The sequence below is a fragment of the Pseudomonas sp. IPO3778 genome, assembly GCF_013386825.1.
Taxonomy (GTDB): Bacteria; Pseudomonadota; Gammaproteobacteria; order Pseudomonadales; family Pseudomonadaceae; genus Aquipseudomonas.
In genome coordinates this window covers 69,384-96,194 of the sequence record NZ_JACARC010000015.1, presented here as the reverse complement: position 1 = coordinate 96,194, position 26,811 = coordinate 69,384, and the positions used below count along the sequence as shown (strand labels likewise).

Below are 26,811 nucleotides of genomic sequence, written 5' to 3'. Positions count from 1 at the left end.
CATGAGCAAGCAGATTCTGATTCTCCCAGGCGACGGCATTGGTCCGGAAATCATGGCCGAAGCGGTCAAAGTCCTGGAAGTGGCCAATACCAAGTACAGCCTGGGCTTCGAATTGACCCACGACGTGATCGGCGGCGCGGCCATCGACAAGCACGGCGTGCCCCTGGCCGACGAAACCCTGGACCGTGCCCGTGCGGCCGACGCCGTGCTGCTGGGCGCCGTGGGTGGCCCGAAATGGGACAAGATCGAACGTGACATCCGCCCTGAGCGCGGCCTGCTGAAAATCCGTGCGCAACTGGGCCTGTTCGGCAACCTGCGCCCGGCGATCCTTTACCCGCAACTGGCCGACGCTTCCAGCCTGAAGCCGGAAATCGTCGCGGGCCTGGACATCCTGATCGTTCGCGAACTGACCGGCGGTATCTACTTCGGCTCGCCACGGGGCGTGCGCGAGTTGGAGAATGGTGAGCGCCAGGCCTACGACACCCTGCCATACAGCGAGAGTGAAATCCGCCGTATCGCCCGTGTCGGTTTCGACATGGCTCGCGTGCGTGGCAAGAAGGTCTGTTCGGTGGACAAGGCCAACGTATTGGCGTCCAGCCAGCTGTGGCGCGAAATCGTCGAAGAAGTCTCCAAGGACTACCCGGACGTTGAACTGAGCCACATGTACGTCGACAACGCCGCCATGCAGTTGGTGCGTGCACCGAAGCAGTTCGACGTGATCGTCACCGACAACCTGTTCGGCGACATCCTGTCCGACCAGGCCTCGATGCTCACCGGTTCCATCGGCATGCTGCCGTCGGCTTCCCTGGATGCCAACAACAAGGGCATGTACGAGCCATGCCACGGTTCGGCGCCGGACATCGCGGGGCAGGGCATTGCCAACCCGTTGGCGACCATTTTGTCGGTGTCGATGATGCTGCGTTACAGCTTCAACCTGACCGATGCCGCAGACGCCATCGAGAAGGCCGTGAGCCTGGTGCTCGACCAGGGCCTGCGCACCGGCGACATCTGGTCCCAGGGTTGCACCAAAGTCGGTACGCAAGAAATGGGCGACGCAGTAGTCGCCGCGCTGCGGAATCTGTAATCTCTCGGGCCCGCTTGCAGATGTTGCTGCAAGGCGGCCCACTTTTGAACAAGGTGTAGTTGCGATGAAACGTGTAGGTCTGATCGGTTGGCGCGGTATGGTCGGTTCCGTGCTCATGCAGCGGATGCTGGAAGAGCAGGATTTCGATCTTATTGAGCCGGTGTTTTTCACCACTTCCAATGTAGGTGGTCAAGGGCCGTCTGTGGGCAAGGACATTGCTCCGCTCAAGGACGCCTACAACATTGAAGAACTGAAGACCCTCGACGTCATTCTGACCTGCCAGGGCGGCGACTACACCAGCGAAGTCTTCCCCAAGCTGCGCGAAGCCGGCTGGCAGGGTTACTGGATCGACGCCGCTTCCAGCCTGCGCATGCAGGATGACGCGGTGATCGTGCTGGACCCGGTGAACCGCAAGGTGATCGACCAGCAGCTGGACGCGGGCACCAAGAACTACATCGGTGGCAACTGCACCGTCAGCCTGATGCTGATGGGCCTGGGCGGCTTGTTCGAAGCCGGCCTGGTGGAGTGGATGAGCGCCATGACCTATCAGGCGGCCTCCGGTGCCGGCGCGCAGAACATGCGTGAACTGATCAAGCAAATGGGCGCGACCCACGCTGCGGTGGCCGATCAACTGGCTGACCCGGCCAGCGCGATCCTCGACATTGACCGCCGTGTGGCCGAAGCCATGCGCAGCGAAGCCTACCCGACCGAGAACTTCGGCGTGCCGCTGGCCGGCAGCCTGATCCCGTGGATCGACAAGGAACTGCCTAACGGCCAGAGCCGTGAAGAGTGGAAGGCCCAGGCCGAGACCAACAAGATCCTCGGCCGCTTCAAGAGCCCGATCCCGGTGGACGGCATCTGCGTGCGCATCGGCGCCATGCGTTGCCACAGCCAGGCGCTGACCATCAAGCTCAACAAAGACGTGCCGATCGCCGATATCGAAGGGCTGATCAGCCAGCACAACCCTTGGGTCAAGCTGGTGCCGAACAACCGTGATATCAGCATCCAGGAACTGAGCCCGAACAAGGTGACCGGTACCCTGAACGTGCCGGTTGGCCGTCTGCGCAAGCTGAACATGGGCACTCAGTACCTGGGCGCGTTCACTGTGGGTGACCAACTGCTGTGGGGCGCCGCTGAGCCGTTGCGTCGCATGCTGCGGATCCTGCTGGAGCGGTAATCGCTGCCTGTAATAAGAAACCCGCGTTCTGGTGACAGGCGCGGGTTTTTTATTGCCTTTCAGGGCCTCTTCGCGAGCAAGCCCGCTCCCACATTCGACCGAGTTCACCAGTGGAAATGCGATCCAATGTGGGAGCGGGCTTGCTCGCGAAGAGGCCATCCGCCATACCACAAGGCCCATCTCAATTGCCTCACCCCCCACCACCCGGTAAAGTGCCGCTCCCCCCGCAATGCCCGAGGCAGCCCCCATGACCCAGACCTTTGATATTGCCGTGATCGGCGCCACCGGCACCGTGGGCGAAACCCTGGTGCAAATCCTCGAAGAGCAGGATTTTCCGGTGGGCAACCTGCACCTGCTGGCCAGCAGCGAATCGGCCGGGCATTCGGTGCCGTTTCGCGGCAAGAACGTGCGGGTGCGGGAAGTCGACGAATTTGATTTCAGCAAAGTCCAGCTGGTGTTCTTCGCCGCCGGCCCGGCGGTCACCTTGAGTTTCGCGCCGCGGGCCACCGCCGCCGGCTGCACGCTGATCGACCTGTCGGGCGCCTTGCCGGCCGATCAGGCGCCCCAAGTAGTCCCGGAAGCCAATGCCCATGTCCTGGATGGCCTGAAAAAGCCGTACCAGGTCAGCAGCCCAAGCCCATCCGCCACCGCCCTGGCCGTGGTATTGGCGCCGCTGCGCGGCGTGCTGGATATCCAGCGCGTCACCGTCACCGCCAACCTCGCGGTTTCCGCCCAGGGCCGTGAGGCGGTCAGCGAACTCGCCCGCCAGACCGCCGAGCTGCTGAACGTACGCCCGCTGGAGCCGAAGTTCTTCGACCGGCAGATGGCCTTCAACCTGCTGGCCCAGGTCGGCAAACCCGACGCCCAAGGCCACACCGCCCTGGAAAAGCGCCTGGTGCACGAATTGCGCGCCGTGCTGGAAATGCCTTTGCTAAAGATTTCCGTCACTTGCGTTCAAGCCCCGGTGTTTTTTGGCGATAGCCTGACTGTGTCCCTGCAGTTGGGCGCTGCAGTGGATCTCGCTGCGGTCAACCGCGCGCTGGACTCGGCACCGGGTGTCGAGTTGGTGGAAGAGGGCGATTACCCTACAGCTGTTGGGGATGCGGTCGGTCAGGACGTGGTCTATGTTGGCCGGGTTCGCGCCGGTGTGGATGACCCGGCGGAACTAAATGTGTGGCTGGCGTCAGATAACGTACGCAAAGGGGCCGCACTGAACGCCGTACAGCTGGCGCAGTTGTTGATAAAAGGCCTTGTGTAAAAGATACTTGGCGGCAATTTGTAGATTGATTCTAGCCAAGCGCTATGCTTGGCCCCAAGCTGGAAAAGTTGCGCGTCGGTGACCTATCGGCTCGCCATGCCTTATGGCAGCGGTTACCAACCTTCTCGCAGGCCGGGGAGTGTTCAGACAAAGGATGAGGCTATGGTTCAAGTTCGCAAACTGGTGTTAGCAATAGCGGCCGCCTCGGCGCTGTCCTCCGGTATGGCGCAAGCCCTGCAACTTGGGGAGATGACCCTCAAGTCGAAGCTGAACCAGCCGCTGTCGGTGGAAATCGAGTTGCTCGACGTCGGTGGCCTGACCGCCTCCGAGATCACCCCCAGCCTGGCGTCGTCCCAGGCCTTTGTGGATGCCGGTGTCGATCGCCAGGCGTTCCTGAACGACCTGACCTTCACCCCGGTGGTCAATCCCAACGGCCGCAGCGTGGTGCGTGTCACCTCCAGCAAGCCGCTGCCTGATTCCTACGTGCGTTTCCTGCTGCAGGTGCAATGGCCCAACGGCCGTCTGATGCGCGACTACAGCGTGCTGCTGGACCCGGCCAAGTTCGATCAGTCCACGCCGGCCGCCAGTGCGCCTGCACCTGCGCCACGTCTGAGTTCGCCTGCGACGGCGCCGGCCATCAGCAAGCCCAAGGAAAACACCACGACGTCCCGCGACACCTTGTGGGAAATTGCCGCGAAGAACCGCAACGGCGCCTCGGTGCAGCAAACCATGCTGGCCATCCAGGCCCTGAACCCTGATGCCTTTGTCGACGGCAACATCAACCGCATGAAAACCGGCCAGGTCCTGCGCCTGCCGGATGCGGGGCAGAGCACCAGCCTGCCGCAGCCCCAGGCGATTGCTGAAGTCAGCGCGCAAAACGCCGCGTGGCGCGAGGGGCGTCACGCTGGCAACCCGCTCGCCGGCAAGGCGCAACTGGACGCCACCAAGCGTACCCAGGCGGGCAACGCACCGTCCCAGACCAACACCAAGGACAACTTGAGCCTGGTCTCGGCCGAAGCTGCCAAGAAGGGCGTGAAGGGCGGCGCTGGCGATAGCCGGGCCTTGAACAACAAGCTGGCGGTGACCCAGGAAAGCCTGGATTCGACCCGTCGCGAAAATGAAGAACTGAAAAGCCGCATGGCTGACCTGCAAAGTCAGCTGGACAAGCTGCAGCGGCTGATCGAGCTCAAGAACAATCAACTGGCCAAGTTGCAGACCCCGGGTGGCGCTGCGGCGCAGCCTGCTGCCACGACCGCGATGCCGGCAGAGGTGGCTGCACAACCGGCTGCGGCAACGCCGGCGGCTGCACCGGTCGAGACGCCGGTCAAGGCTGACGCGGCGCCTGCCACCACCGAAGGCAAATTCAACGACCTGCTGACGAACCCGATCGTGCTGGGTGTGATCGGCGGCGCGGCGGGGTTGCTGGTGCTGTTGCTTCTGCTGTTGTGGGCCCGCCATCGCAACGCGCGCCTTGAAGAAGAAAAGCACCTGCGCATGGCGCGGGCCCTGGCTGAAGAGCCGGAGTTTGCACCGAATATCGATCACGACTTGCCGTCCGACAGTTTCGAAGGCCTGGATGTACCACCGCCGAACGTCAAGCTGGCTCCAGCTCCAGCTCCAGCCCCGGCGGCAGTGGTGGCTCCGGTGATTGCTCCGGTTGTCGCCCCTATTGCGGTTGAGCGTCCAGCTGACGCCCTGGCGCAAGCCCAGTCGCACATCGACCGTGGTCACCTGAACCAGGCCGCTGAAGTGCTGGAGGATGCGATCAAGCAAGAGCCGGCCCGTAGCGACCTGCGTCTCAAACTGATGGAAGTCCACGGTTTGCAAGGCAACAAGGACGGGTTCGTCACCCAGGAGCGCCAGCTGGTTGCCAATGGCGAGAACCATGCCCAGGTTGCACAGCTGAAAAGCCGCTTCCCGGCCATGGCCGTGCTCGCGGCGGGCGTCAGCGCTGCCGTCGCGGCAGCGGCGCTGGATGCCCAGTACGTCAAGGATCTGCTTAAAGACGAACCAGCGCCGCCGGCCGCTGCCGTTGCACCAGAGCCTGAGCCTGAGCTGGACGCTTTTGACACCGACTTCGACCTGAGCCTGGACGATCTGGAAGCTGCTTCTCCGGCCGTGGTCAACCCGGAAGACGTCCTGAGCTTTGAATCGGTGCTGCAACAGCAGACCGAGGCCAAGGCCAGCGAAGAAGACCTCTCTGATTTCGACCTGGACCTGCAACTCGATCCGCCATCCACGGCACAGTCCGACGACGACTTCCTCTCCGGTCTTGAAGACCAGATGAAAGACCTGCCGCCGGTAGAGCCACCGACCCTGACGCCGACCGACCTCGACGACCTCGACCTGCCGGAAGATTTCGACCTGTCCCTGGCTGACGAGCCCGAGGCGCCTGTGGCCGCCAAGCCGGACGCGTTCGCCTCGGAGCTTGACGACGTCAATGCCGAGCTGGATCGCCTGTCCCAAAGCCTCGAGCATCCGCCGGTCGAGCCGTCCTTCACCGCCGAAGATGCGGCGTTGGGTGGCGATGAGCCGGAATTCGACTTCCTTTCCGGTTCCGACGAAGTGGCGACCAAGCTCGACCTGGCCCAGGCCTACATCGACATGGGCGACGCCGACGGCGCGCGGGATATCCTCGCCGAAGTGCTCAGCGAAGGCGACGACGGCCAAAAAGGCGAAGCCAAGGAAATGCTCAGCCGACTGGCTTGATCCCTTCCCTTGTAGGAGCGAGCTTGCTCGCGAAGAACGTCCAGCACCGCGTTGATCCTGGACGGTCGCGTTATCGTTAACGACCTTCGCAAGCAAGCTCGCGCCTACAAAAAGCCCCACGCACGGCGCGCGGCCTTATAATGGCCGCCTTTGCGCAACTCATCAGGCTCTCAGTTCTTGGCAAATATAGATAACGCGGCCGCCGAAATGGCGGCCGCAGGCTTTTTCAGAATCGCCCTGGGCGTGGAATACAAAGGCTCGCGCTATCGTGGCTGGCAACGCCAGGCCTCCGGCGTGCCGACGGTGCAGGAAACCCTGGAGAAGGCCCTGTCGAAAGTCGCCGACTCACCGGTCTCGCTGATGTGCGCCGGGCGTACCGACGCCGGCGTGCACGCCTGCGGGCAGGTGGTGCACTTTGACACCCAGGCCGAGCGCTCGATGAAGGCGTGGGTGATGGGCGCCAATATCAACTTGCCCCACGACGTGAGCGTCAGTTGGGCCAAGGTGATGCCGGCGGACTTTCACGCGCGCTTCAAGGCCATCGCCCGGCGTTATCGCTATGTGATCTACAACGATCAGATCCGCCCGGCCCACCTCAACGAAGAAATCACCTGGAACCACCGCCCGCTGGACGCCGAGCGTATGGCTGAAGCGGCTCAGCACCTGGTGGGCATCCATGATTTCAGCGCGTTTCGTGCCGGCCAGTGCCAGGCCAAGTCGCCGATCAAGGAAGTTCATCACCTGCGGGTGACGCGCCACGGCAAGATGATCGTGCTGGATATCCGCGCCGGCGCCTTCCTGCACCACATGGTGCGCAATATCGCCGGGGTGCTGATGACCATCGGTACCGGCGAGCGCCCGGTGGAATGGGCCAAGGAAGTACTGGAAAGCCGGATTCGCCGCACCGGTGGCGTCACGGCGCATCCGTTCGGCCTGTACCTGGTGGATGTGGAGTACCGCGACGAGTTCGAATTGCCGCAGCGGTTCATCGGGCCACACTTCCTCACAGGTTTCAGCGAACTTGGCGGCTGACGCCCTCAAAAGCATTTGTTACCATCCGGGACTTTCCCGGACACGCCCTGAGGTTTCATCGACATGTCTGCCGTTCGCAGCAAGATTTGCGGGATTACCCGCATAGAAGACGCGTTGGCGGCGGTCGAGGCGGGGGCCGATGCCATCGGTTTCGTGTTTTATGCCAAAAGCCCGCGGGCGGTGAATGTGGTGCAGGCGCGGGCAATCATTGCCGCGTTGCCGCCGTTCGTGACCACGGTCGGGTTGTTCGTCAACGCCAGCCGCTGCGAGCTCAATGAAACCCTGGATGCCGTGCCGCTCGACATGCTGCAGTTCCATGGCGATGAAAGCCCTGAAGAGTGCGAAAGCTATCAGCGCCCGTATATCAAGGCGCTGCGGGTCAAGGCCGGCGACGATATTGCTGGGGCGTGCGCTGCTTACACTGGCGCCCGCGGGATTCTTCTCGACACCTACGTCGAAGGCGTTCCCGGCGGCACCGGCGAAGCGTTCGACTGGTCGTTGATCCCCGAAGGCTTGAGCAAGCCGATCATCCTCGCGGGCGGTCTGAATCCTGGCAACGTGGCCAGCGCCATCCGGCAGGTTCGGCCCTATGCGGTGGACGTCAGCGGCGGGGTGGAGCAGGGCAAGGGCATCAAGGATCACGCAAAGATTCGCGCATTCATGCAAGCCGTGCGCGACAGCAGTGGCACGATGTGACGGCTGGCAGTCTGCCGCCGTCCATAACTACCACTGTGTAAAACAGCCCGGCGCCGCCTGTGGGAGGCCCGGAAATGAAGTGGCAACCCTGCACGGCAGGTTGTCTGGAAGGCTGAGGGCACAGGCAGGAAATGGCAGGTCGAACGTCTGACCCCGTCCAGCTTGTGTCATCGCCACATATGAATTTAGCTCAAGGGCATACGCGGGGCTGTGTTCAAGCCACCGGTACTGGAGAAAGAAAGCATGAGCAACTGGTTAGTAGACAAACTGATCCCTTCGATCATGCGTTCCGAGGTGAAGAAAAGCTCGGTTCCTGAAGGTCTTTGGCACAAGTGCCCTTCCTGCGACGCGGTGCTGTACCGCCCGGAGCTGGAAAAGACCCTGGACGTTTGCCCCAAGTGCAACCACCACATGCGTATCGGCGCCCGCGCCCGCATTGATATCTTCCTCGACGCCGATGGCCGCTCCGAACTGGGCGCTGACCTGGAGCCGGTTGACCGTCTGAAATTTCGCGACGGCAAGAAGTACAAGGACCGCCTGACCGCTGCCCAGAAGCAGACCGGTGAGAAGGATGCGCTGATTTCCGTCAGCGGCAAGTTGCTGGGCATGCCGGTGGTGGTTTCCGCCTTCGAATTCTCCTTCATGGGTGGCTCCATGGGCGCTATCGTCGGTGAGCGTTTTGTACGTGCCGCCAACTACGCCCTGGAAAACCGTTGCCCGATGATCTGCTTCGCAGCGTCCGGCGGCGCGCGGATGCAGGAAGCACTGATCTCCCTGATGCAAATGGCCAAGACCTCTGCGGTACTGGCGCGCCTGCGTGAAGAAGGTATTCCGTTCATCTCCGTGCTGACCGACCCGGTCTACGGCGGCGTTTCCGCTAGCTTGGCGATGCTGGGTGACGTGATCGTCGGCGAGCCAAAAGCCCTGATCGGCTTTGCCGGCCCGCGTGTGATCGAGCAGACCGTGCGCGAAAAACTGCCGGAAGGCTTCCAGCGCAGCGAGTTCCTGCTGGAGCACGGCGCGATCGACATGATCATCGCCCGTTCCGAACTGCGTCCACGCCTGGGCAACCTGCTGGCGCAAATGATGGGCCTGCCGACGCCTGTGTACGTCGCCCCTAAAATCGAGCCGATCGTCGTGCCGCCGGTGCCTGCAAACATATGACCCAACGTACCCTGGGCGAATGGCTCGCCTACCTTGAGCAGTTGCATCCGTCAGCCATCGACATGGGCCTGGAGCGCTCGCAACAGGTAGCGGCCCGCCTCGGGTTGGGCCGGCCGGCGCCGCGTGTGATCACGGTCACCGGCACCAACGGCAAGGGCTCCACCTGCGCCTTTGTCGCCGCCTTGCTGCAAGCCCAGGGCCTGAAGGTCGGCGTGTACAACTCGCCGCACCTGCTGCGCTACAACGAGCGGGTGCAGCTCAATGGCGTCGAAGCCACTGACCAGCAACTCTGCGAAGCCTTCGCCGCACTCGATGCCGGGCGTGGCGAGATTTCCCTGACCTATTTCGAGATGGGCACCCTGGCGGCGTTCTGGTTGTTCGAGCGTGCGCAACTGGATGTGGTGGTGCTGGAAGTCGGCCTGGGCGGGCGTCTGGACACGGTCAACGTGGTGGATGCCGACCTGGCGCTGATCACCAGCATTGGTGTCGACCACGCTGACTACCTGGGTAACACCCGGGAATCCGTGGCCTATGAAAAGGCCGGGATCTTCCGCCAGGGCAAGCCTGCACTGTGCGGCGACCTCGATCCGCCCCATACCTTGCTGGACAAGGTGCGTGAGCTGGATTGCCCGTTCTTCCTGCGTGGGCGTGAATTCAACCTCGACATTGGCGACCGGCATTGGCAGTGGCGCGGGCTTGACGCGCGCGGCCAAACCGTTGAATTGCGCGACCTGCCGCTGCTGAACCTGCCGATGGAAAACGCCGCGCTCGCGCTGCAAGCCTACCTGTTGCTGGATTTGCCCTGGCATGCCGAGCAGATTGCCGCTACGTTGCAGGCTACCCGCGTGGTGGGGCGCCTTGATCGGCGCAGTTTCGACTGGGACGGCAAGCGTCTGAACCTGCTGCTGGACGTGGGGCATAACCCTCACGCGGCCGAGTACCTGGCCAAGCGCCTGGCTCGCACGCCGCCTGTCGGTCGCCGCCTGGCGGTGTTCGGATTGTTGTCCGACAAGGACCTGGATGGCGTGGTTGCGCCGTTGCTGGGCAATGTTCAGGCCTGGGCGGTTGCGCCGCTGGATACACCGCGCAGTCGTCCTGCTGTCGAGTTGCAGGTCGCCTTGCAGAACCTTGGTGCGTCGGTGACGTCCCATGCAAGCGTGACGGCCGCCCTGGAAGCTCAGTGCGCGATTGCGACGCCAGAGGATGAGATTCTGTTGTTCGGATCATTTTATTGTGTTGCCGAGGCGCTTGAGTGGTTGGCCCGGCGCTCCACGGAGGAAGCTGCACATGGCATTACTGGATAGCGCATACAAGCAGCGAATGGTCGGGGCCCTGGTTCTGGTGGCATTGGCGGTGATTTTTCTGCCGATGTTGTTTTCCCGTCAGGACGAGCAGCGCCAGGTGACCGTCGAGGCCCCGGCTGCGCCACAGGCGCCAGCGGTACCTCAGGTTCAGGTTGAGCCGGTGGTGGTGCCCGAGCCGCAAGCGCTGCCGGAAGAAGAGCCGGTGCCGACCGACGATGAGGTCGCCGCACAGCAAGCGCCGTCGATGCCGGTTCAGCCGAGCGTACCGGTGGTCAAGCCTGCACCGGCTGCGCCTGCCGTTGCTGCCAAGCCTGCCGCGCCGGCGCCCGCGCCAAAACCGGTGGCACCGCAACCCGCCGCACCGGGCAAGCCGGACGTGGGGCAGAGCCGTATTGATCCGAATGGCTTGCCGATCAGTTGGTCGATCCAGCTGGCCAGCCTGGCTAACCGCGAAAGTGCCGACGCCTTGCAGAAAAAGCTGCGCACCCAGGGTTACAACGCCTATATCCGCAGTGCCGATGGCAAGAACCGGGTCTTTATCGGGCCGTTGATCGAGCGCGCTGAAGCTGATCGCCTGCGGGACTTGCTGGATCGCCAGCAGAACCTGAAGGGTTTTGTGGTTCGCTTCCAGCCCGAAAAAGGCTAAGGCTGCAAGGGTTCAAGCTGGAATGCGGTCAATGTGGGAGCGGGCTTGCTGTGCCGAGCGGGCTTGCCCCGCGTTGGGCTGCGAAGCAGCTCCATCAATCTGTGGTGAACCCGGCGGGGGACAAGCCCCCTCACCACAGCAAGCCCGCTCCCACAAGTGTTTTGGGTGTGCCGCGACAGGCTGGTTTCCCCTATAACCCATTGATTTCAAATGCACTGCCAATCACAGCTTACCGATAGCCCGGCGCTCTGCTAAAATGCGCCGCCTTATCCGCATGTAGGCTGAACTGTGCCATTTACCTGGGTTGATTGGGCGATCGTTGCAATCGTCGCCATCTCCGCTTTGATCAGTCTAAGCCGCGGCTTCGTTAAAGAAGCACTCTCGCTGCTGACATGGATCATCGCAGGGGTAGTAGCCTGGATGTTCGGCGGTTCACTGTCTGTCTACCTGGCCGGATACATCGAAACACCTTCGGCTCGCGTCATTGCGGGCTGCGCCATCATGTTCATCGCCACGTTGTTGGTGGGGGCAATGGTCAATTATCTTATCGGCGAATTGATACGTGTCACCGGCCTCTCCGGGACCGATCGATTTCTCGGCATGGCCTTCGGCGCCGCGCGTGGCGGGTTGCTGGTGGTCGTGGCGGTCGGGCTCTTGAGCCTGGGGCCGGTACAGCAGGATTCGTGGTGGCAGGAGTCTGTACTCGTGCCAAAATTTCTATTGGTTGCAGATTGGTCCAAGAACCTTATTTTGGGGTGGAGCAGTCAGTGGCTGGCCAGCGGGATCAGCATACCCGCTGATCTTCCGTTCAAGGAACACCTCTTACCGGCCAAAACGCCTCAGTAAGTTGGGTTCAGTCAAGATTCATTAAGTAGGGGTTGCGTCGCATGTGTGGCATCGTCGGTATCGTCGGTAAGTCGAACGTGAATCAGGCGCTGTATGACGCGCTAACCGTCCTCCAGCACCGCGGCCAGGATGCTGCCGGTATTGTGACCAGCCACGACGGCCGGTTATTCCTGCGCAAGGACAATGGTCTGGTGCGTGACGTGTTCCATCAGCGCCACATGCAGCGCCTGGTCGGGCACATGGGCATTGGCCACGTGCGCTACCCGACTGCGGGCAGCTCGACCTCGGCCGAAGCCCAGCCGTTTTACGTCAACTCGCCGTATGGCATCACCCTGGCGCATAACGGCAACCTGACCAACGTTGAACAGCTGGCCAAGGAGATTTACGAATCTGACCTGCGCCACGTCAACACCAACTCGGACTCCGAAGTCCTGCTGAACGTGTTCGCCCACGAGCTGGCCCAGCGCGGCAAGCTGCAGCCAACCGAAGAAGACGTGTTCGCCGCCGTGACTGACGTGCACAACCGTTGCGTCGGTGGCTACGCCGTCGTGGCGATGGTGACCGGCTACGGCATCGTCGGTTTCCGCGACCCTCACGGCATCCGCCCGATCGTGTTCGGCCAGCGTCACACCGACGAAGGCGTCGAGTACATGATCGCCTCCGAAAGCGTGTCCCTGGACGTGCTGGGCTTCACCCTGATCCGCGACCTGGCGCCGGGCGAAGCGGTCTACATCACTGAAGACGGCAAGCTGCACACCCGTCAGTGCGCACTGAACCCGAAACTCACCCCGTGCATCTTCGAACACGTCTACCTGGCGCGTCCGGATTCGATCATCGACGGCGTTTCGGTGTACAAGGCGCGCCTGCGCATGGGCGAGAAGCTGGCGGACAAGATCCTGCGCGAGCGCCCGGACCACGACATCGACGTGGTGATCCCGATCCCGGACACCAGCCGCACCGCAGCGTTGGAGCTGGCGAACCACCTGGGCGTGAAATTCCGCGAAGGCTTCGTCAAGAACCGTTATATCGGCCGTACCTTCATCATGCCGGGCCAGGCGGCGCGCAAGAAGTCGGTACGCCAGAAGCTCAACGCGATCGAGCTGGAATTCCGCGGCAAGAACGTGATGCTGGTGGACGACTCCATCGTGCGCGGCACCACCTGCAAGCAGATCATCCAGATGGCCCGTGAAGCCGGGGCGAAGAACGTTTACTTCTGTTCCGCCGCGCCTGCCGTGCGTTACCCGAACGTGTACGGCATCGACATGCCGAGCGCCCACGAGCTGATCGCCCACAACCGTTCGACCCAGGACGTTGCAGACCTGATCGGCGCCGACTGGCTGATCTACCAGGACCTGCCGGACCTGATCGAAGCCGTCGGCGGTGGCAAGATCAAGATCGAGGAGTTCGATTGCGCGGTGTTCGACGGCAAGTACGTCACCGGCGATGTCGACGAGGCCTACCTGAACAAGATCGAGCAGGCCCGTAACGATTCCTCGAAGATCAAGACCCAGGCGGTCAGCGCGATCATCGACCTGTACAACAACTGAGTAGACACCGGCCCTGAGGGGCCGGTTTTGTATCTTTGATAAAGCATTCGAGTTGAGGAGTAGAGCATGAGTCAGGAATGGGATGCCGGTCGCTTGGACAGCGACCTCGACGGCGTAGCTTTCGATACCCTGGCTGTGCGCGCCGGCCAGCACCGTACCCCGGAAGGTGAGCACGGTGACCCGATGTTCTTTACCTCCAGCTACGTGTTCCGCACCGCGGCCGACGCTGCTGCGCGTTTTGCCGGTGAAGTGCCGGGCAACGTGTATTCGCGCTACACCAACCCCACCGTGCGCGCGTTCGAAGAGCGTATCGCCGCGCTGGAAGGCGCCGAGCAAGCCGTCGCCACGGCCACTGGCATGGCTGCGATTCTTGCGGTGGTCATGAGCCTGTGCAGCGCCGGCGATCACGTGCTGGTGTCGCGCAGCGTGTTTGGCTCGACCATCAGCCTGTTCGAAAAGTACTTCAAACGTTTTGGCATTGAAGTCGACTATGTGCCGCTGGCGGACCTGTCCGGCTGGGACGCAGCCATCAAGGCCAACACCAAATTGCTGTTCGTCGAGTCGCCGTCCAATCCGTTGGCCGAACTGGTGGACATCGCTGCATTGTCCGAAGTGGCTCACGCCAAGGGCGCGATGCTGATCGTCGACAACTGCTTCTGCACCCCGGCACTGCAGCAACCGCTGAAGCTGGGCGCGGATATCGTTGTGCACTCGGCCACCAAGTTCATCGACGGCCAGGGCCGTTGCATGGGTGGCGTGGTGGCTGGCCGCAGCGAGCAGATGAAGGAAGTGGTGGGCTTCTTGCGCACCGCCGGCCCGACCCTGAGCCCGTTCAACGCCTGGATCTTCCTCAAGGGCCTGGAAACCCTGAGCCTGCGGATGAAGGCCCATTGTGCCAATGCCCAGGCCCTGGCCGAGTGGCTGGAGCAGCAGGACGGCATCGAGAAAGTCCACTACGCCGGCCTCAAGAGCCACCCGCAACACGCGTTGGCCCAGCGCCAACAGCGTGGTTTTGGCGCCGTGGTGAGCTTCGAGGTCAAGGGTGGCAAAGAGGGCGCCTGGCGCTTTATCGATGCGACCCGCCTGATTTCCATCACCGCCAACCTGGGTGACAGCAAGACCACCATCACTCACCCAAGCACCACCTCCCACGGTCGCCTGGCGCCCCAGGAGCGTGAAGCGGCCGGTATTCGCGACAGCCTGATCCGCATTGCGGTGGGCCTGGAAGACGTTGCCGACTTGCAGGCCGACCTGGCCCGTGGGTTGGCTGCCCTGTGATCGAGTGGTCCATGGAGGCGGCATCCGCCAGTAACGGACGGGTCGCGCTGGTGACCGGCGCGGCGCGGGGTATTGGCCTGGGGATCGCGGCCTGGTTGATCAGCGAAGGCTGGCAGGTGGTGCTCACCGACCTGGACCGCGAGCGCGGTTCCAAGGTGTCCAAGGTGCTGGGCGACAACGCCTGGTTTATCACCATGGACGTGGCGGATGAGCGGCAGGTTGCCCTGGGCGTGGCCGAGGTGCTCGGCCAGTTCGGGCGCCTGGACGCCTTGGTGTGCAACGCTGCCGTGGCCGACCCGCGCAACATCACCCTGGAAAGCCTCGACCTGGCTTACTGGAACCGCGTACTGGCGGTGAACCTCAGTGGGCCGATGTTGCTGGCCAAGCACTGTGCGCCGTATCTGCGGGCCCACGGTGGCGCCATCGTTAACCTGGCGTCGACCCGGGCCCGTCAGTCGGAGCCCGACACCGAGGCCTACGCCGCGAGCAAGGGCGGTTTGTTGGCCCTGACCCACGCGCTGGCCATCAGCCTTGGGCCGGAAGTGCGGGTCAATGCGGTGAGCCCGGGCTGGATCGACGCACGTGACCCGGCTGCACGCCGTGCCGAGCCGCTGACGGAGGCTGATCACGCGCAGCACCCGGCGGGCAGGGTGGGCACTGTGGAGGACGTGGCGGCGATGGTGGCGTGGTTGCTGTCGCGCAATGCCGGGTTTGTGACGGGCCAGGAGTTTGTGGTCGACGGTGGCATGAGCAAGAAGATGATTTACAGCGAGTAGGGGGCGTCACCGTCTTGCAGTGATTTTGTCTTTTTCAGAAAAACTTCAAGCGGGCTATTGACTTAGGTCCGCTACCTGCGTAAATTTCGCGGCCTCAACGAAGCAAAGGGTGATTAGCTCAGCTGGGAGAGCATCTGCCTTACAAGCAGAGGGTCGGCGGTTCGATCCCGTCATCACCCACCACTTCTTGAGAGTTTTGCCTTCGGGCAAGACGCAACGTTAAAGGTTGCACCGACGCGCAGCGGTAGTTCAGTCGGTTAGAATACCGGCCTGTCACGCCGGGGGTCGCGGGTTCGAGTCCCGTCCGCTGCGCCATATTTTCCAGGTCTGATGTTTCAGATTTGAGATTGAACAACCCTGGTTGCTCAGTCCGATGTTTGAAGGCGGTTGAAGGTGACACTTCAGCAGTCTGAGCGATACGCAGCGGTAGTTCAGTCGGTTAGAATACCGGCCTGTCACGCCGGGGGTCGCGGGTTCGAGTCCCGTCCGCTGCGCCATATCTGTTCCAGGGCCCACTGAACGCCCTGAGACGCCAAAGCAAGCCGCTGGCTTGGTTGGATCGATAGCAAAGACCCTGGTCGAAAGACCGGGGTTTTTTGTGTCTGAAATTTGGCGCGGTGCTTGATAGGCGGGGCGGCAAGCCAGCCCCGCGATCCGGATCTAGAAGCCCAGCTTGTCCCGCAGCCCGTAATACCACGCCCCCAGCGCCGCAAACGGCGTGCGCAACAATTGCCCACCCGGGAACGGGTAGTGGGGCAGGTCGGCAAACGCATCAAAACGCTCAGCCTGGCCCCTCAGTGCCTCTGCCAATACCTTGCCCGCCAAGTGGGTGTACGTCACGCCATGGCCGCTGCAGCCCTGGGAGTAGTAGATGTTATCTCCCAGCCGCCCGACCTGCGGCAGGCGCGACAGGGTCAGCAGGAAATTGCCGGTCCAGGCGTAGTCGATCTTCACGTCCTTGAGCTGCGGAAACGCCTTGAGCATCTTTGGCCGGATGATTGCTTCGATATTCGCCGGGTCCCGTGCGCCGTACACTACGCCGCCACCGAAGATCAGGCGCTTGTCGCTGGTCAGTCGGTAGTAGTCCAGCAAATAGTTGCAGTCTTCCACGCAGTAATCCTGTGGCAGCAGCGTCCTCGCCAACTCATCACCCAGTGGCGCAGTGGTAATGACTTGGGTGCCGCATGGCATCGACTTGGCTGCCAGCTCCGGCACCAGGTTCCCCAGGTAGGCATTGCCCGCGACAATAATGAACTTGGCCCTGACCTTGCCGTGTGCCGTATGCACCACCGGGTTAGCGCCGCGCTCAATGCGAATCGCCGCCGACTGCTCATAGATCGTGCCGCCGAGTGACTCCACGGCCGCCGCTTCGCCCAGTGCAAGGTTCAGCGGGTGAATGTGCCCGCCGCTCATGTCCAGCAGGCCGCCCACATAGTTGTCACAGGCAACCACTTCACGAATGCGCCGCTCGTCCAGCAGCTCCAGCTGAGTATGGCCGTAGCGCTCCCACAAGCGCTTCTGCGACTCCAGGTGACCCATGTGCTTGCTGTTCAGCGCGGCGAACACACCGCCGTCCTTCAGGTCGCACTGGATCTGATACTTGGCCACCCGCTCCCGAATGATCCTGCCGCCTTCAAACGCCATCTCTCCCAACAATTGCGCCTGCTTGGGGCCGACACTGCGCTCGATCACATCAATGTCACGGCTATAGCTGTTGACGATCTGCCCGCCGTTGCGGCCCGATGCGCCGAAACCCACCTTGGCCGCTTCCAGCACCGTCACGCGAAAACCGTTCTCCAGCAGAAACAGCGCGCTGGAAAGCCCGGTGTAGCCCGCACCAATCACACACACATCGGTTTCGACTTCACCTCGCAGCTCCGGGCGAGGAGGGACCGCATTCGCAGACGCGGCGTAATACGACTGGGGGTAGGGGGTGTTCGCCATCCTGGAACCTCTGTTTTATATTTTTTACGAGTGCGCCGATCCTACCTGAGTTGAAAATCCGCTGCCAGCCACCGGAAAAATACCGTTGTGCCAGCCACCAATAAAAAATTCGCATATTCATAGGCTTAGCTGCAAAAAAGGTGTTGACACCCCTCGGGAATTCCGTAGAATGCCGCCTCACAGCAGGCACGTAGCTCAGTTGGTTAGAGCACCACCTTGACATGGTGGGGGTCGTTGGTTCGAGTCCAATCGCGCCTACCAAACAAAATCCGCTCTGCTGGGCGGTCTAGAAGGGCTCACCGAAAGGTGGGCCCTTTTTTGTTGCCCGGGATTCCTACAAAACGTTCACGAAATATCGGGTTCGTTCACACTGGGCAATGTGAACGCCGTTGATCGGTCGTCTTGGAGTACGGCGAAGCGCTTGAATTCTGGTGGGAGGTGTTGGCAAAACGGTCCGACGTAGATGCGGTAAGCTTGATCATCGGTCACAAGGATGTATCGCATGAAGCCACCCTCTGATCTCAAGATTCTCAACGTTATCTACAAGCTGTACTACGAAGAGTTTAAGAACTTCGCGCAGGAGTCCGACGTTCAAAACGGGCGGGTGAGTAAAATCCATGTTCCCATCGACTGCAAGATGATTGCTAGGGAGCTGGGCGTGGATAGTGACATCGTTTTTGGAAGGCTCTACTACCACTTGGAGCAGAGGTACGGCTACAAAAGAGATGATGATAGTAAGGTCGTATTCTTCTCGTTGGGTGTTGGTCCTGACAGGCACTGCGTGAACTTCCCGCTTCTTGCGTCTGTGTTGGCAGGGCTGCAAGAGGAAAGCAGTAAATTCAAATGGGCGACCGTCCTATCCTTCATAGCCGTCCTGATTTCAATCGTAGTGCCATTGGCTACCGCATTGCTAGGCAAGTCATGAGTGAGCTATCGCGGAATGTATCCGCGCCCGCTACGGCACCAGTTAATAGTCAGCGCCGTTGACAAGTGATCACCTTGACCGAAGGTCACGGTCTGTTATCGACCATTACCCTGTACCCAAAGATCCAGCTGTTGGCCTTTGACCTTGATCTATCTATTGGGCATGACTGATAGCGAAGCGCTATCGTTGGTTTCATTTTCGACGGCGCGTCGAAGGGTATCAAATTGAAAGCTCGCGCTTTCGGGTAAGGCTCCAGCAATGGACGCACTGCGTGCCTTTATATATTACAACGCTATATCGGCACTTATAATTACGCTCACTTGAATGCGCAAATACTATAATTAAATCAATTGGTTATACCAACACATGACTGAGCAAGGTGAGGTAGCGTAGTAGCGAAGAAATTCATGTCGTACCACTTCCACAAGGCAAAGGCCGTGCTGGTCAAGCCAAATGCCAGTGGAGCGATATGGTCGGTAAACCAAGGGGTGACGAATGCGCCTGCTACTGTCGCATATGACTTCACTGCCCAACTGAATGCTCTATTGGGAACATAAGCATCCAGCCGAATGTTATCCCCGAACTTCACCCATTCTCCGCCCTGGGTGTATTTATAGTTTGCCGAAAGCTTCATCTCCGTGCGCTTCTCACGAGAATAATGATGCAGCTCAATCTCCTCTTCTGGCTGGTCCCTACGATCTTCCTTCATCCGCTCGTAGCACGTGAGATATCCGTAACTACGGACATACTTCGCGCTTTCACCGGGAGGATGCTTATTGATGAGCGTGCTTTTGACACACTTCCTCAGCTCAAAGTGTTTTACACACAGAGCGGCCCTTACTAGGGCACGGTTGTAAAGATTGTTCATCGCGTTATCAAAGCGAAAGCCTCCAGCTGGAACGTGCTGTACAAACCGAAGCCAGAAATACGCATTGAGGGCTGCGAGCACCAGCCAGACACTTTCGGTACGTTGGTGAAGCTTGATCTCGTTGCCCATCAGCTTGAACTGGGTCAGGTCTGCCCCGAAATACCATAGCGCCAACACCAGTGCCGAATACGTGAGCAGGAAGCCACGTGCCTTTTTGAAATCCCCTTCATCATCCATTGCAAACACCACATCCCATTGAGTGGGAGGATGCTAGCAGGTCTCCCAGCGTGATGGCACCGGGCTATTTCAAGCGGTAGTATCGCCAGACCACACAGACAGGACGCAACCATGAAAGCAGGGATAGCAGCAGCATTGGCACTAGTAGCAGCGCTCGGAGATAACGAGGCAATGGCTGGGAGCGGGGATGGGAACCAACTCATTACTGCATGCCAAACAGTTGTCAAGTACATGGACGGCACTAAGAATGTTGACTCTTACGACTTTGGATACTGCATTGGTATCGTCGAGGCGACAGAGGGGTCAATGATAATCCTCAATGACTCGCTCCCGGCAAAGCTCAAGACTTGCTTTCCAGAGGACGGAATCACAAATGGCCAGAAGGCCCGCATTGTCGTGAAATCGCTCCAAGAGAACCCCGCAATACTGAATCAACCGGCGACGTACTTAACGATGCTTGCATTTAAAACGGCATACCCCTGCAAATAATCCAGCCCCCATTGCCCGCGCCAAAATTTTCGAGGCTCACCGAGGGTGATCTGGGTGTTGCTGGTTGGAGAATAATCTGGTCTGGCAGAGATACTTACTACCGGTATCAAACAACCTGCAACAGGCCAAACTGTAAGCCGTTGCTTTTCGAAAATAACCCTAGCGTTGGGTGCCGCTGGGTTCGATTCTGGCAGGCGTTGAGCCGAGTGCTGTCACTTGGTGTCAAATGCAACGAAGCCCGCTCAAGGCGGGCTCTGTGGGACGTTACAGTTAGGCTTTCAGTTCACGCTTGATCCTGTACACCGTGGCAATGCCGCAGTCTGCCAGCTTGGCAACATCATCCGCCGACAGGGTTGGATTCTTCACGATCAATGCCTCTACCTTCTTCCACAATTCGGCATTCTTGCCCTTACCGGCTGGCTTCCAGTTGGGATCTTCTGCTCGCTTCTTGGCTAGTCCTTGGTTGATCCGTTCAACACGCTTTTCTTGGTCGAGGCGGGCCATGGTAGCCATCAGGTCAAGCAACATGTTGTTGATCACCTCCATGATTTGCCCAGTGATGCCTTTGTCCTCAACCATCATGTGTGAGGTGGGCAGGTCAGCGATCACCAAGCGAAGACCTTTCGCCTTAATAGCGGCTCTTAGCGTGTCCCAGTCGCCCGTGGAAAGACGGCTGAGGCGTTCAACAGACTCGCAAAGGAGGATGTCTCCCGGTTGAGCTACATCGAGCAGCCTGATCAGTTCAGGGCGGTTGAGCTTCGTCCCACTGATGTTCTCGGAGTAAATGCCTGCAATGGTGAGGGCCTTCTCAACGGCGAATGCTTCAAGCGATTCCTTGTCACGATTGGCGTCCTGATCCTTGGTGCTGGTCCTCAAGTACAAATGTGCGTTCAAGGCTGGCTATCCTTTGGTCTATTGATTTGATAGATCAATGATAATGTATCCGATAGCCAAGAGTGGATAGGTATTTGATAGTGGATTCACCTATCGGACGGCGGTTATCCGACTACTGGAGAAGTAGAGGTCTTTGATAGAGGCTAACCCCTAAGCTTGAGCATGTCTGCGGTAATGGCTGCGGCATTTCTATCGAGGGTGCTGAGGGCGCCGATCACGTCTTCATGCGTATCAGGCGAACCGTTTGTCCTTACCCATAGGCGAGTTCCTCGATGCTCGCGGCTAGAGCTCGCCATTGCTCTGCTTCAGCTTTGGTGCTGAAGGTTTTCGACTGGGGAGATTTACCTTTTACGCGTACCTGAGCGTTCCAGTTGCCGGATGGAAGGGCGCGGAAAGTAGCCATTGTTGACGCCTCATAATTTGAATGGGCGTTCTGCGAAGTCCAAGAGCAGCAGGGCTAGGAGCTTGCTCCTAGCAGACCTTGACATGGTGGGGGTCGTTGGTTCGAGTCCAATCGCGCCTACCAAACAAAATCCGCTCTGCTGGGCGGTCTAGAAGGGCTCACCGAAAGGTGGGCCCTTTTTTGTTGCCTTGGATTTGTGAGCCCGCGGCGAACCCCTCAATCAACGCGCGATTCAGCGCTCACCGTTCCCTCCCGCCACGGCAAGGTTGCCCAGCACCTCATCAATCACCCCAAGCTGCCAGTTGAAATACGGGTTGAACGTCAACCGCGCATGCATCTTGCCCGCCTCACGGTACCCCCAGTCCGAATACCACACCTCTGACCCCTGTTCGCAGGCGCGGGTGGCGTCTTCTGTCTGGCCGTTCCAGCAAAAGCGCAGGCTGCCGTGTTCGCCGTAGAGCGCGTTGTCGGGTGAAAACATTAACCCCATGTGGGAAAACTGGCTGATCCGCAAATCCGGCAGGTAGTCGGTGCGGGCTTTTACACGGGAGGTGTCCCAGGCACCTTCAGGCAGTGCGCCGTACCAGGCGAGGCGGCTGTGGGGGTTGCTGAAGCGCTGCTGGAAGGTGTGCAGGATGTAGTTCGTATCCAGAACTGAATCGTGGGCTGCAACGGCAATGAACACCGGCTTGTCGTAGGTTCGATGGTCCAGGTCCTGGCGGGCCACCCGGCTGCTGCGGTAGAACTGGGCGAAGCCATTGGTGGGGACGGTCATGTAGCGCACCAGGCTCTGTTGTGGCCGGCTGGCGTCGGGCGCCAGCAGCCAGGGGCGCGCCCAGCTGATCAGCGGCGTCAGCCAGTCGTAGGTCATGCTGGACTGGAAAGCGGGGGAGAACAGCAGCAACCCGGCGACGTCGTCGTGTTTGTAGGCGTAGTCGAGCACCAGGTTGGCGCCGGTGGAGAAGCCGCCAAGGTAGATTTCACCCACTTCTGCACGGAGGATCGCGGCCTGTTCGTCGACCACCCGGCGCCAGTCTTCCATGCGCACGTGCAGCATGTCGGCCGGTTGTGTGCCGTGGCCGAGCAGCAGTACGGTCCTTACCAGAAAGCCGCGGGCGGCCAGTGCGCTGCCGATATCGTGGAAGGACCAGGGGGAGTCGCCCAGGCCGTGCACGAGAATGATCCCGCGTTTGGGGACGCCCGCCGGGCGCCACTCCTGGGGTGCGTTCCAGTTGAGTTCGGCTTCCCTGTCGGTGCCCTGGAAATCGCGGTGCTCCCGTAGCCACTGCAAGGTATCGAGGCGGTAGGACTCGAATGACTTCTGGCCCAAAGGCATGCTTTGGTCGGCGAAGGCTGCATGGCCGAGCAGAAGGGCGAGGATGCCGCACACAACGCTCCAGAGCGCTGGATGGGCAACAGGCTTTACGTGGGGTGTGTTGTTCAAGGCAGGTTCTCAGCGGGGCGTAACCCTAAGGTCATGCACGATAATTACCTGCCAGGTATCGCCGATAGTGCGAAACAGTAGCAAGACGTTTCTTGTGATCTCAGAAACGATCCAGCCGATAGGCCTCGAGTGCCGGCAGCCCGGTAGTCAAAGGCGCCGCCAACTGTGCAATCCACTCGGCGGTTACCGCCGCCTGCGTCAGCCCCAGATGCTGATGCCCAAACGCCAGCAACACCTTGCCCCCGCACACCTTGTCGATGATCGGCAGCGAGTCTGGCAACGAAGGACGAAACCCCATCCACGGCGTCGCGTCCTCGGCACTCAAATTACGCCGAAACACCCCGTGACTCAGTCGGTGCAACTGCCACGCGCGCGCCATGTTCGGTGGTCGATCAAGGCCCGCAAACTCCACCGTGCCGGCCAATCGCAGCCCGTCGGCCATGGGCGTCATGATGAACTTGCGCTCCAGCGACGTGACGGCAAACGGCAGTCGCTCGTGCTCATGGGGCAACATCAGGTGATAGCCACGCTCGGTGTCCAGCGGGACTTTCTTGCCCGTCAGTGCGGCGGTCAATTTGGCCGAGTGCGCGCCGCAGGCGATCAATACTTGACGCGCCGCCACCACGCCTTGACCGGTCACCAACGAGACACCGTGCTCGTCCAGTTTCCCTCCCAGTACCTGCCGCTTGAGAAATTGCACCCCGCAGGCCTCGGCCGCTTCCATCAGTTCGCACACCACCCGGTACGGATCGAGAAAATGCCCGGTGCGTGGAAAGAACAACCCGCCCTGAATCCCTTCGCTGAGTTGCGGCGCCACCTCCTGTACCGCGCTGGCTGGCCAGTAATCCACCGGCACGGCTTGCTGGCGCATGCGAGCCTGCAAGGCGTCGATGGCCTGCCGCGAGTCGGGGCGTTCGAAGACCAGCAACGAGCCGTCTTCGCGCATCAGCCCGGGGTGATCGATAGTGTCCAGCAGGCGGTGCCAGGCGCCCAGGCTGCTTTCATTAAGGGCGCGGATGCCGGCGACGGTGCGCTGGAACGCCGCCGGGCGCAGGTTCAACAGCAGCCGGGTGAACCAGGGCAGTGCGCGCGGCAGGTATTTCCAGTCCAGGCGCAGCGGCCCCATCGGGTCCATGAGCATGGCCGGCAAGCGCGTCAGGATCGACGCGTCGGCGATAGGGAATACCTGCTCGGTCGCCAGGTGACCGGCGTTGCCGAACGAGGCGCCGTGGCCGGGTTCCTGTTGGTCGATGATGACCACTCGCCGGCCTTGACGTGCCAGTTGCAATGCACAGGCGACGCCAATGATGCCGGCGCCCACCACGGCGATGTCCGGAATGACGTGATCGGTCATGGCCTAGGCTTCTCTCTGGCCGTTAAGCAAGCGCCGCAACAGCAGTGGATTGCCGTGCTGAAGTGCGTCCGGCAGCAAACCCTCCGGGAAATCCTGGTAGCACACCGGCCGCAGGAATCGCAGGATCGCAGCCGTGCCCACCGAGGTGGTGCGCGAGTCCGAGGTCGCCGGGAAAGGCCCGCCGTGCACCATGGCATCACTCACTTCCACCCCGGTTGGCCAGCCATTGACCAGCAGGCGTCCGGCCTTGCGCTCCAGGGTTGGCAGCAATGCGCGAGCGGCTTCCAGATCATCGTCATCCAGGTGCAGGGTGGCGGTCAATTGGCCTTCCAGGTGCTCACTGACCTGGCGGACTTCATCGGCGTTGGCACATTCCACGATCAGGGACGCGGCGCCGAACACCTCGGCCTGCAAGGTGCGATTAGCGATAAAGTCCCGGGCCTTGGCAACGAACAACTGCGCCCGCCCTTGGTTCGGGCCTTTCGCTGCCAACCCGGCACCTGCGACCCGAGCATGCTTGGCCAAGGCGCTGATGCCGTCTTCATAAGCCTTGAAGATCCCCGGTGTCAGCATGGTCTGAGCTGCGCTGCGTTGCAGCAAATCGGTAGCAGTCTCGATGAACGGGTCCAGCGCCTTCCCGGCCACGGCAATCACCAGCCCGGGGTTGCTACAGAACTGGCCCGCACCCTGGGTCAAGGACGCGACAAACCCTTGCGCCAGCGCTTCACCGCGCGCGCTCAAGGCGGCCGGAAACAGATAAACCGGATTGATCGAACTCATTTCCGCATACACCGGGATCGGCTCGGGACGCGCCGCCGCAGCCTGGCACAGGGCGATCCCACCGCTGCGCGAGCCGGTGAACCCCACCGCCTTGATACGCGGGTCGCACACCAGCGCGATACCGACTTCACGACCCGAGCCATACAGCAGCGAAAACACACCCTCAGGCAGGCCACACTGCAGAACGGCCTTGGCCACCGCACGTCCGACCAGTTCGCTGGTGCCGGGATGGGCGCTGTGGGCCTTCACGATCACCGGGCAACCGGCCGCCAGTGCTGACGCGGTATCGCCGCCCGCCACCGAGAACGCCAGCGGAAAATTACTCGCGCCGAACACCGCTACCGGCCCCAACGGCACGTGGCGCTGACGCAGGTCCGGGCGGGGCAGCGGTTGGCGATCAGGTTGCGCAGTATCAACCCGCACATCCAGCCATTCACCCGCGCGCACTGTGCGGGCAAAGGTGCGCAACTGCTGGCAGGTGCGTCCGCGTTCGCCCTGGATCCGTAGGCGCGGCAGGCCTGTTTCAGCCATTGCCCGTTCGATCAACTCATCGCCCAGGGCTTCGATTTCGTTGGCGATGGTTTCAAGGAATTCGGCGCGAGCCGCCAGCGGCGTTTCGCGATAACGATCGAACGCGCTCCAGGCCAGTGCGCAGGCGTGTTCGACATGCTCGGCGGTGCCGCCGGCGTAGGCGGGGTCCAGTGCAACGTTAGTGGCAGGATTGATCGCCCGGATGGCCTCGCGGCTGCCTGGAATGGAGTGCTGACCAATCAGCATGGTGCCCGTCAGAGTCATGGCGTAGTCCTGAAAGTAAAGATAGGCCTGGCAAAGAAAACCCACTGTGGGAGCTGTCGAGCCCGAGCAAGGCTGCGATGCAGGCGCTGCGGTCTGGCAGGCACTGCGCGGTGATCCCATCGCAGCTTCGCCTGGGCTCGACAGCTCCCATATTGGTTCTTTGCTGCCTTGAATAGTGTTAAGCGACGTTCTGCTCGGCCGACCAGTTGGCGTACCACTGGCGGAACAGCGCGTACTGGTTCTCGGCATACCGCCGCTGGGCATCGCTGAGGGCATCGGTTTCGTTGAAGTGCAGGGTGTATTCCTGGTCGCCGTTCAGCACCATCAGGTGCTTGTAATACAGCACCAGGTCGCAGCCTTCGTCGAAGGACGACAACACGGCCAGTGCCGACTCCAGCTCCCGCGCCTGGCGGCGTGCGGTGGCATCGCCCTGGGCGGCTTTCTTGCTCAGGGCCACCAGTTGCAACACTTCCCGTGGCAGCGCGTTGCCAATGCCGGTGATCGCGCCGGTGGCGTTGCAGTTGACGAAACCGTGGACCACTTGGGTATCCACGCCGACCATCAGGGTCACGCCATCGTCCTTGGAGGTGATGTGCTCAGCCGCATAACGCAGGTCGGCAGCGCCGCCGAACTCCTTGAAGCCAATCAGGTTCGGGTACTCGCGGCGCAGTTCGAAAAACAGGTCGGCGCGGGTGGCGAAGCCGTAGTAAGGGCTGTTGTAGATCACCGCCGGCAGGTTCGGTGCCGCCTTGAGGATGGCCGCAAAGTGGTCCTTTTGCGCCGTCGCCGAGGCGCCACGGGACAGCACGCGCGGGATGACCATCAAACCGTGGGCACCGACCTTGGCCGCATGCGCCGCGTGGGCCACGGCCTCCCGGCTGTTGACCGCGCCGGTGCCGACGATGGTCGGCACGCCGGCCGCCACCAGGCGCGCCACGCCTTCCTGGCGCTCGGCTTCCGTCAGCAACGGCCAGTCGCCCATGGAGCCGCAGTACACCACCGCGCTCATGCCGATATCGATCAGTTCGCGGCCCTTGGCGACGAGCGCGTCGAAGTCCGGTTGGCGCGCGGCGGTGCACGGGGTCATCAGGGCGGGGATGCAGCCGGTGAAGATCTGGGTGTTCATGGTTTCAGCTCCAGTTTGATTGAAGGGGCGGGGGC

At 61.2% G+C, this 26,811-nt stretch carries 22 protein-coding genes, 4 tRNA genes and 1 pseudogene; 19 read left to right on the top strand and 8 right to left on the bottom strand.

Features of this window, described 5'->3' with window-relative positions; genetic code table 11:
* Position 1 precedes the first annotated feature (1 nt).
* From leuB to HX855_RS06015, 16 genes are all read left to right on the top strand, one after another.
* Positions 2-1,084 (top strand): 3-isopropylmalate dehydrogenase, encoded by a 1,083-nt coding sequence (gene leuB / locus HX855_RS06090; protein WP_177087708.1) that lies wholly within the window; start codon positions 2-4, stop codon positions 1,082-1,084.
* Between the two features lie 64 nt (positions 1,085-1,148).
* Positions 1,149-2,261: an aspartate-semialdehyde dehydrogenase gene (asd, locus tag HX855_RS06085; RefSeq protein WP_010175747.1), complete on the top strand. Its 1,113-nt coding sequence runs from the start codon at positions 1,149-1,151 to the stop codon at positions 2,259-2,261.
* A 247-nt stretch (positions 2,262-2,508) separates the two neighbouring features.
* Positions 2,509-3,519 carry an aspartate-semialdehyde dehydrogenase gene (locus tag HX855_RS06080; RefSeq protein WP_177087710.1) on the top strand — a complete coding sequence of 337 codons (1,011 nt, stop codon included), beginning with the start codon at positions 2,509-2,511 and terminating at the stop codon, positions 3,517-3,519.
* Between the two features lie 162 nt (positions 3,520-3,681).
* Complete coding sequence (locus HX855_RS06075; RefSeq protein WP_177087712.1) at positions 3,682-6,228, top strand: FimV family protein; 2,547 nt, start codon at positions 3,682-3,684, stop codon at positions 6,226-6,228.
* A gap of 207 nt (positions 6,229-6,435) precedes the next feature.
* Positions 6,436-7,260, top strand: coding sequence for a tRNA pseudouridine(38-40) synthase TruA (truA, locus tag HX855_RS06070; protein ID WP_017478802.1), 825 nt, complete (start codon positions 6,436-6,438; stop codon positions 7,258-7,260).
* 63 nt (positions 7,261-7,323) lie between these two features.
* A complete protein-coding gene (locus HX855_RS06065; protein ID WP_177087715.1) occupies positions 7,324-7,956 on the top strand; it encodes a phosphoribosylanthranilate isomerase in 633 nt (210 codons plus the stop codon).
* 243 nt (positions 7,957-8,199) lie between these two features.
* Positions 8,200-9,120, top strand: a complete 921-nt coding sequence (accD, locus tag HX855_RS06060) for an acetyl-CoA carboxylase, carboxyltransferase subunit beta (RefSeq protein ID WP_177087717.1) — start codon at positions 8,200-8,202, stop codon at positions 9,118-9,120.
* Positions 9,117-10,424, top strand: coding sequence for a bifunctional tetrahydrofolate synthase/dihydrofolate synthase (folC, locus tag HX855_RS06055; protein ID WP_177087719.1), 1,308 nt, complete (start codon positions 9,117-9,119; stop codon positions 10,422-10,424). The genes accD and folC overlap by 4 nt, the downstream gene beginning before the upstream one ends.
* Positions 10,408-11,070, top strand: a complete 663-nt coding sequence (locus tag HX855_RS06050; RefSeq protein ID WP_087693954.1) for an SPOR domain-containing protein — start codon at positions 10,408-10,410, stop codon at positions 11,068-11,070. The genes folC and HX855_RS06050 overlap by 17 nt, the downstream gene beginning before the upstream one ends.
* 288 nt (positions 11,071-11,358) lie before the next feature.
* The gene (locus tag HX855_RS06045) at positions 11,359-11,916 is read left to right on the top strand and encodes a CvpA family protein (RefSeq protein ID WP_088422526.1); all 558 of its coding nucleotides are present in this window, start codon (positions 11,359-11,361) and stop codon (positions 11,914-11,916) included.
* Positions 11,917-11,957: 41 nt separating this feature from the next.
* Positions 11,958-13,463 (top strand): amidophosphoribosyltransferase, encoded by a 1,506-nt coding sequence (gene purF, locus HX855_RS06040; RefSeq protein WP_003212683.1) that lies wholly within the window; start codon positions 11,958-11,960, stop codon positions 13,461-13,463.
* A 66-nt stretch (positions 13,464-13,529) separates the two neighbouring features.
* Positions 13,530-14,741: an O-succinylhomoserine sulfhydrylase gene (locus tag HX855_RS06035; protein ID WP_017478808.1), complete on the top strand. Its 1,212-nt coding sequence runs from the start codon at positions 13,530-13,532 to the stop codon at positions 14,739-14,741.
* Positions 14,742-14,752: 11 nt separating this feature from the next.
* Positions 14,753-15,517: an SDR family oxidoreductase gene (locus HX855_RS06030; RefSeq protein WP_177087721.1), complete on the top strand. Its 765-nt coding sequence runs from the start codon at positions 14,753-14,755 to the stop codon at positions 15,515-15,517.
* A gap of 107 nt (positions 15,518-15,624) precedes the next feature.
* Positions 15,625-15,700, top strand: a tRNA-Val gene (locus HX855_RS06025).
* Between the two features lie 55 nt (positions 15,701-15,755).
* A tRNA-Asp gene (locus HX855_RS06020) sits at positions 15,756-15,832 on the top strand.
* A gap of 105 nt (positions 15,833-15,937) precedes the next feature.
* Positions 15,938-16,014: transfer RNA gene (locus tag HX855_RS06015), tRNA-Asp, on the top strand.
* Positions 16,015-16,177: 163 nt separating this feature from the next.
* Here HX855_RS06015 and HX855_RS06010 read toward each other — a convergent pair.
* Positions 16,178-17,461, bottom strand: coding sequence for an FAD-binding oxidoreductase (locus tag HX855_RS06010; protein WP_177087723.1), 1,284 nt, complete (start codon positions 17,459-17,461; stop codon positions 16,178-16,180).
* Between the two features lie 184 nt (positions 17,462-17,645).
* Between HX855_RS06010 and HX855_RS06005 the strand changes: the two genes are divergently transcribed.
* Both HX855_RS06005 and HX855_RS06000 read left to right on the top strand, forming a co-directional pair.
* A tRNA-Val gene (locus tag HX855_RS06005) sits at positions 17,646-17,722 on the top strand.
* 241 nt (positions 17,723-17,963) lie between these two features.
* Positions 17,964-18,386 (top strand): hypothetical protein, encoded by a 423-nt coding sequence (locus HX855_RS06000; RefSeq protein ID WP_177087725.1) that lies wholly within the window; start codon positions 17,964-17,966, stop codon positions 18,384-18,386.
* Between the two features lie 346 nt (positions 18,387-18,732).
* Here HX855_RS06000 and HX855_RS05995 read toward each other — a convergent pair whose 3' ends face one another.
* Positions 18,733-19,491 (bottom strand): hypothetical protein, encoded by a 759-nt coding sequence (locus HX855_RS05995; RefSeq protein ID WP_177087727.1) that lies wholly within the window; start codon positions 19,489-19,491, stop codon positions 18,733-18,735.
* Positions 19,492-19,602: 111 nt separating this feature from the next.
* Here HX855_RS05995 and HX855_RS05990 point away from each other — a divergent pair, with 111 nt between their 5' ends.
* Positions 19,603-19,980, top strand: coding sequence for a Rap1a/Tai family immunity protein (locus tag HX855_RS05990; RefSeq protein ID WP_177087729.1), 378 nt, complete (start codon positions 19,603-19,605; stop codon positions 19,978-19,980).
* Between the two features lie 270 nt (positions 19,981-20,250).
* On the opposite strand, the gene HX855_RS05985 is transcribed toward HX855_RS05990, so the two are convergent.
* The 6 genes and pseudogenes from HX855_RS05985 to HX855_RS05965 form a co-directional block, all read right to left on the bottom strand.
* Positions 20,251-20,874, bottom strand: coding sequence for a recombinase family protein (locus HX855_RS05985; protein WP_177087731.1), 624 nt, complete (start codon positions 20,872-20,874; stop codon positions 20,251-20,253).
* A gap of 292 nt (positions 20,875-21,166) precedes the next feature.
* Positions 21,167-21,277: pseudogene (locus HX855_RS33645) on the bottom strand (site-specific integrase); the annotation flags it as partial.
* Between the two features lie 232 nt (positions 21,278-21,509).
* A complete protein-coding gene (locus HX855_RS05980) occupies positions 21,510-22,613 on the bottom strand; it encodes a carboxylesterase (RefSeq protein ID WP_177087858.1) in 1,104 nt (367 codons plus the stop codon).
* A 208-nt stretch (positions 22,614-22,821) separates the two neighbouring features.
* Positions 22,822-24,075, bottom strand: a complete 1,254-nt coding sequence (locus HX855_RS05975; protein WP_177087733.1) for an FAD-binding oxidoreductase — start codon at positions 24,073-24,075, stop codon at positions 22,822-22,824.
* A gap of 3 nt (positions 24,076-24,078) precedes the next feature.
* A complete protein-coding gene (locus tag HX855_RS05970) occupies positions 24,079-25,650 on the bottom strand; it encodes an aldehyde dehydrogenase (NADP(+)) (RefSeq protein WP_177087735.1) in 1,572 nt (523 codons plus the stop codon).
* A gap of 178 nt (positions 25,651-25,828) precedes the next feature.
* Positions 25,829-26,776 (bottom strand): dihydrodipicolinate synthase family protein, encoded by a 948-nt coding sequence (locus HX855_RS05965; RefSeq protein ID WP_177087737.1) that lies wholly within the window; start codon positions 26,774-26,776, stop codon positions 25,829-25,831.
* Between the last annotated feature and the right edge of the window lie 35 nt (positions 26,777-26,811).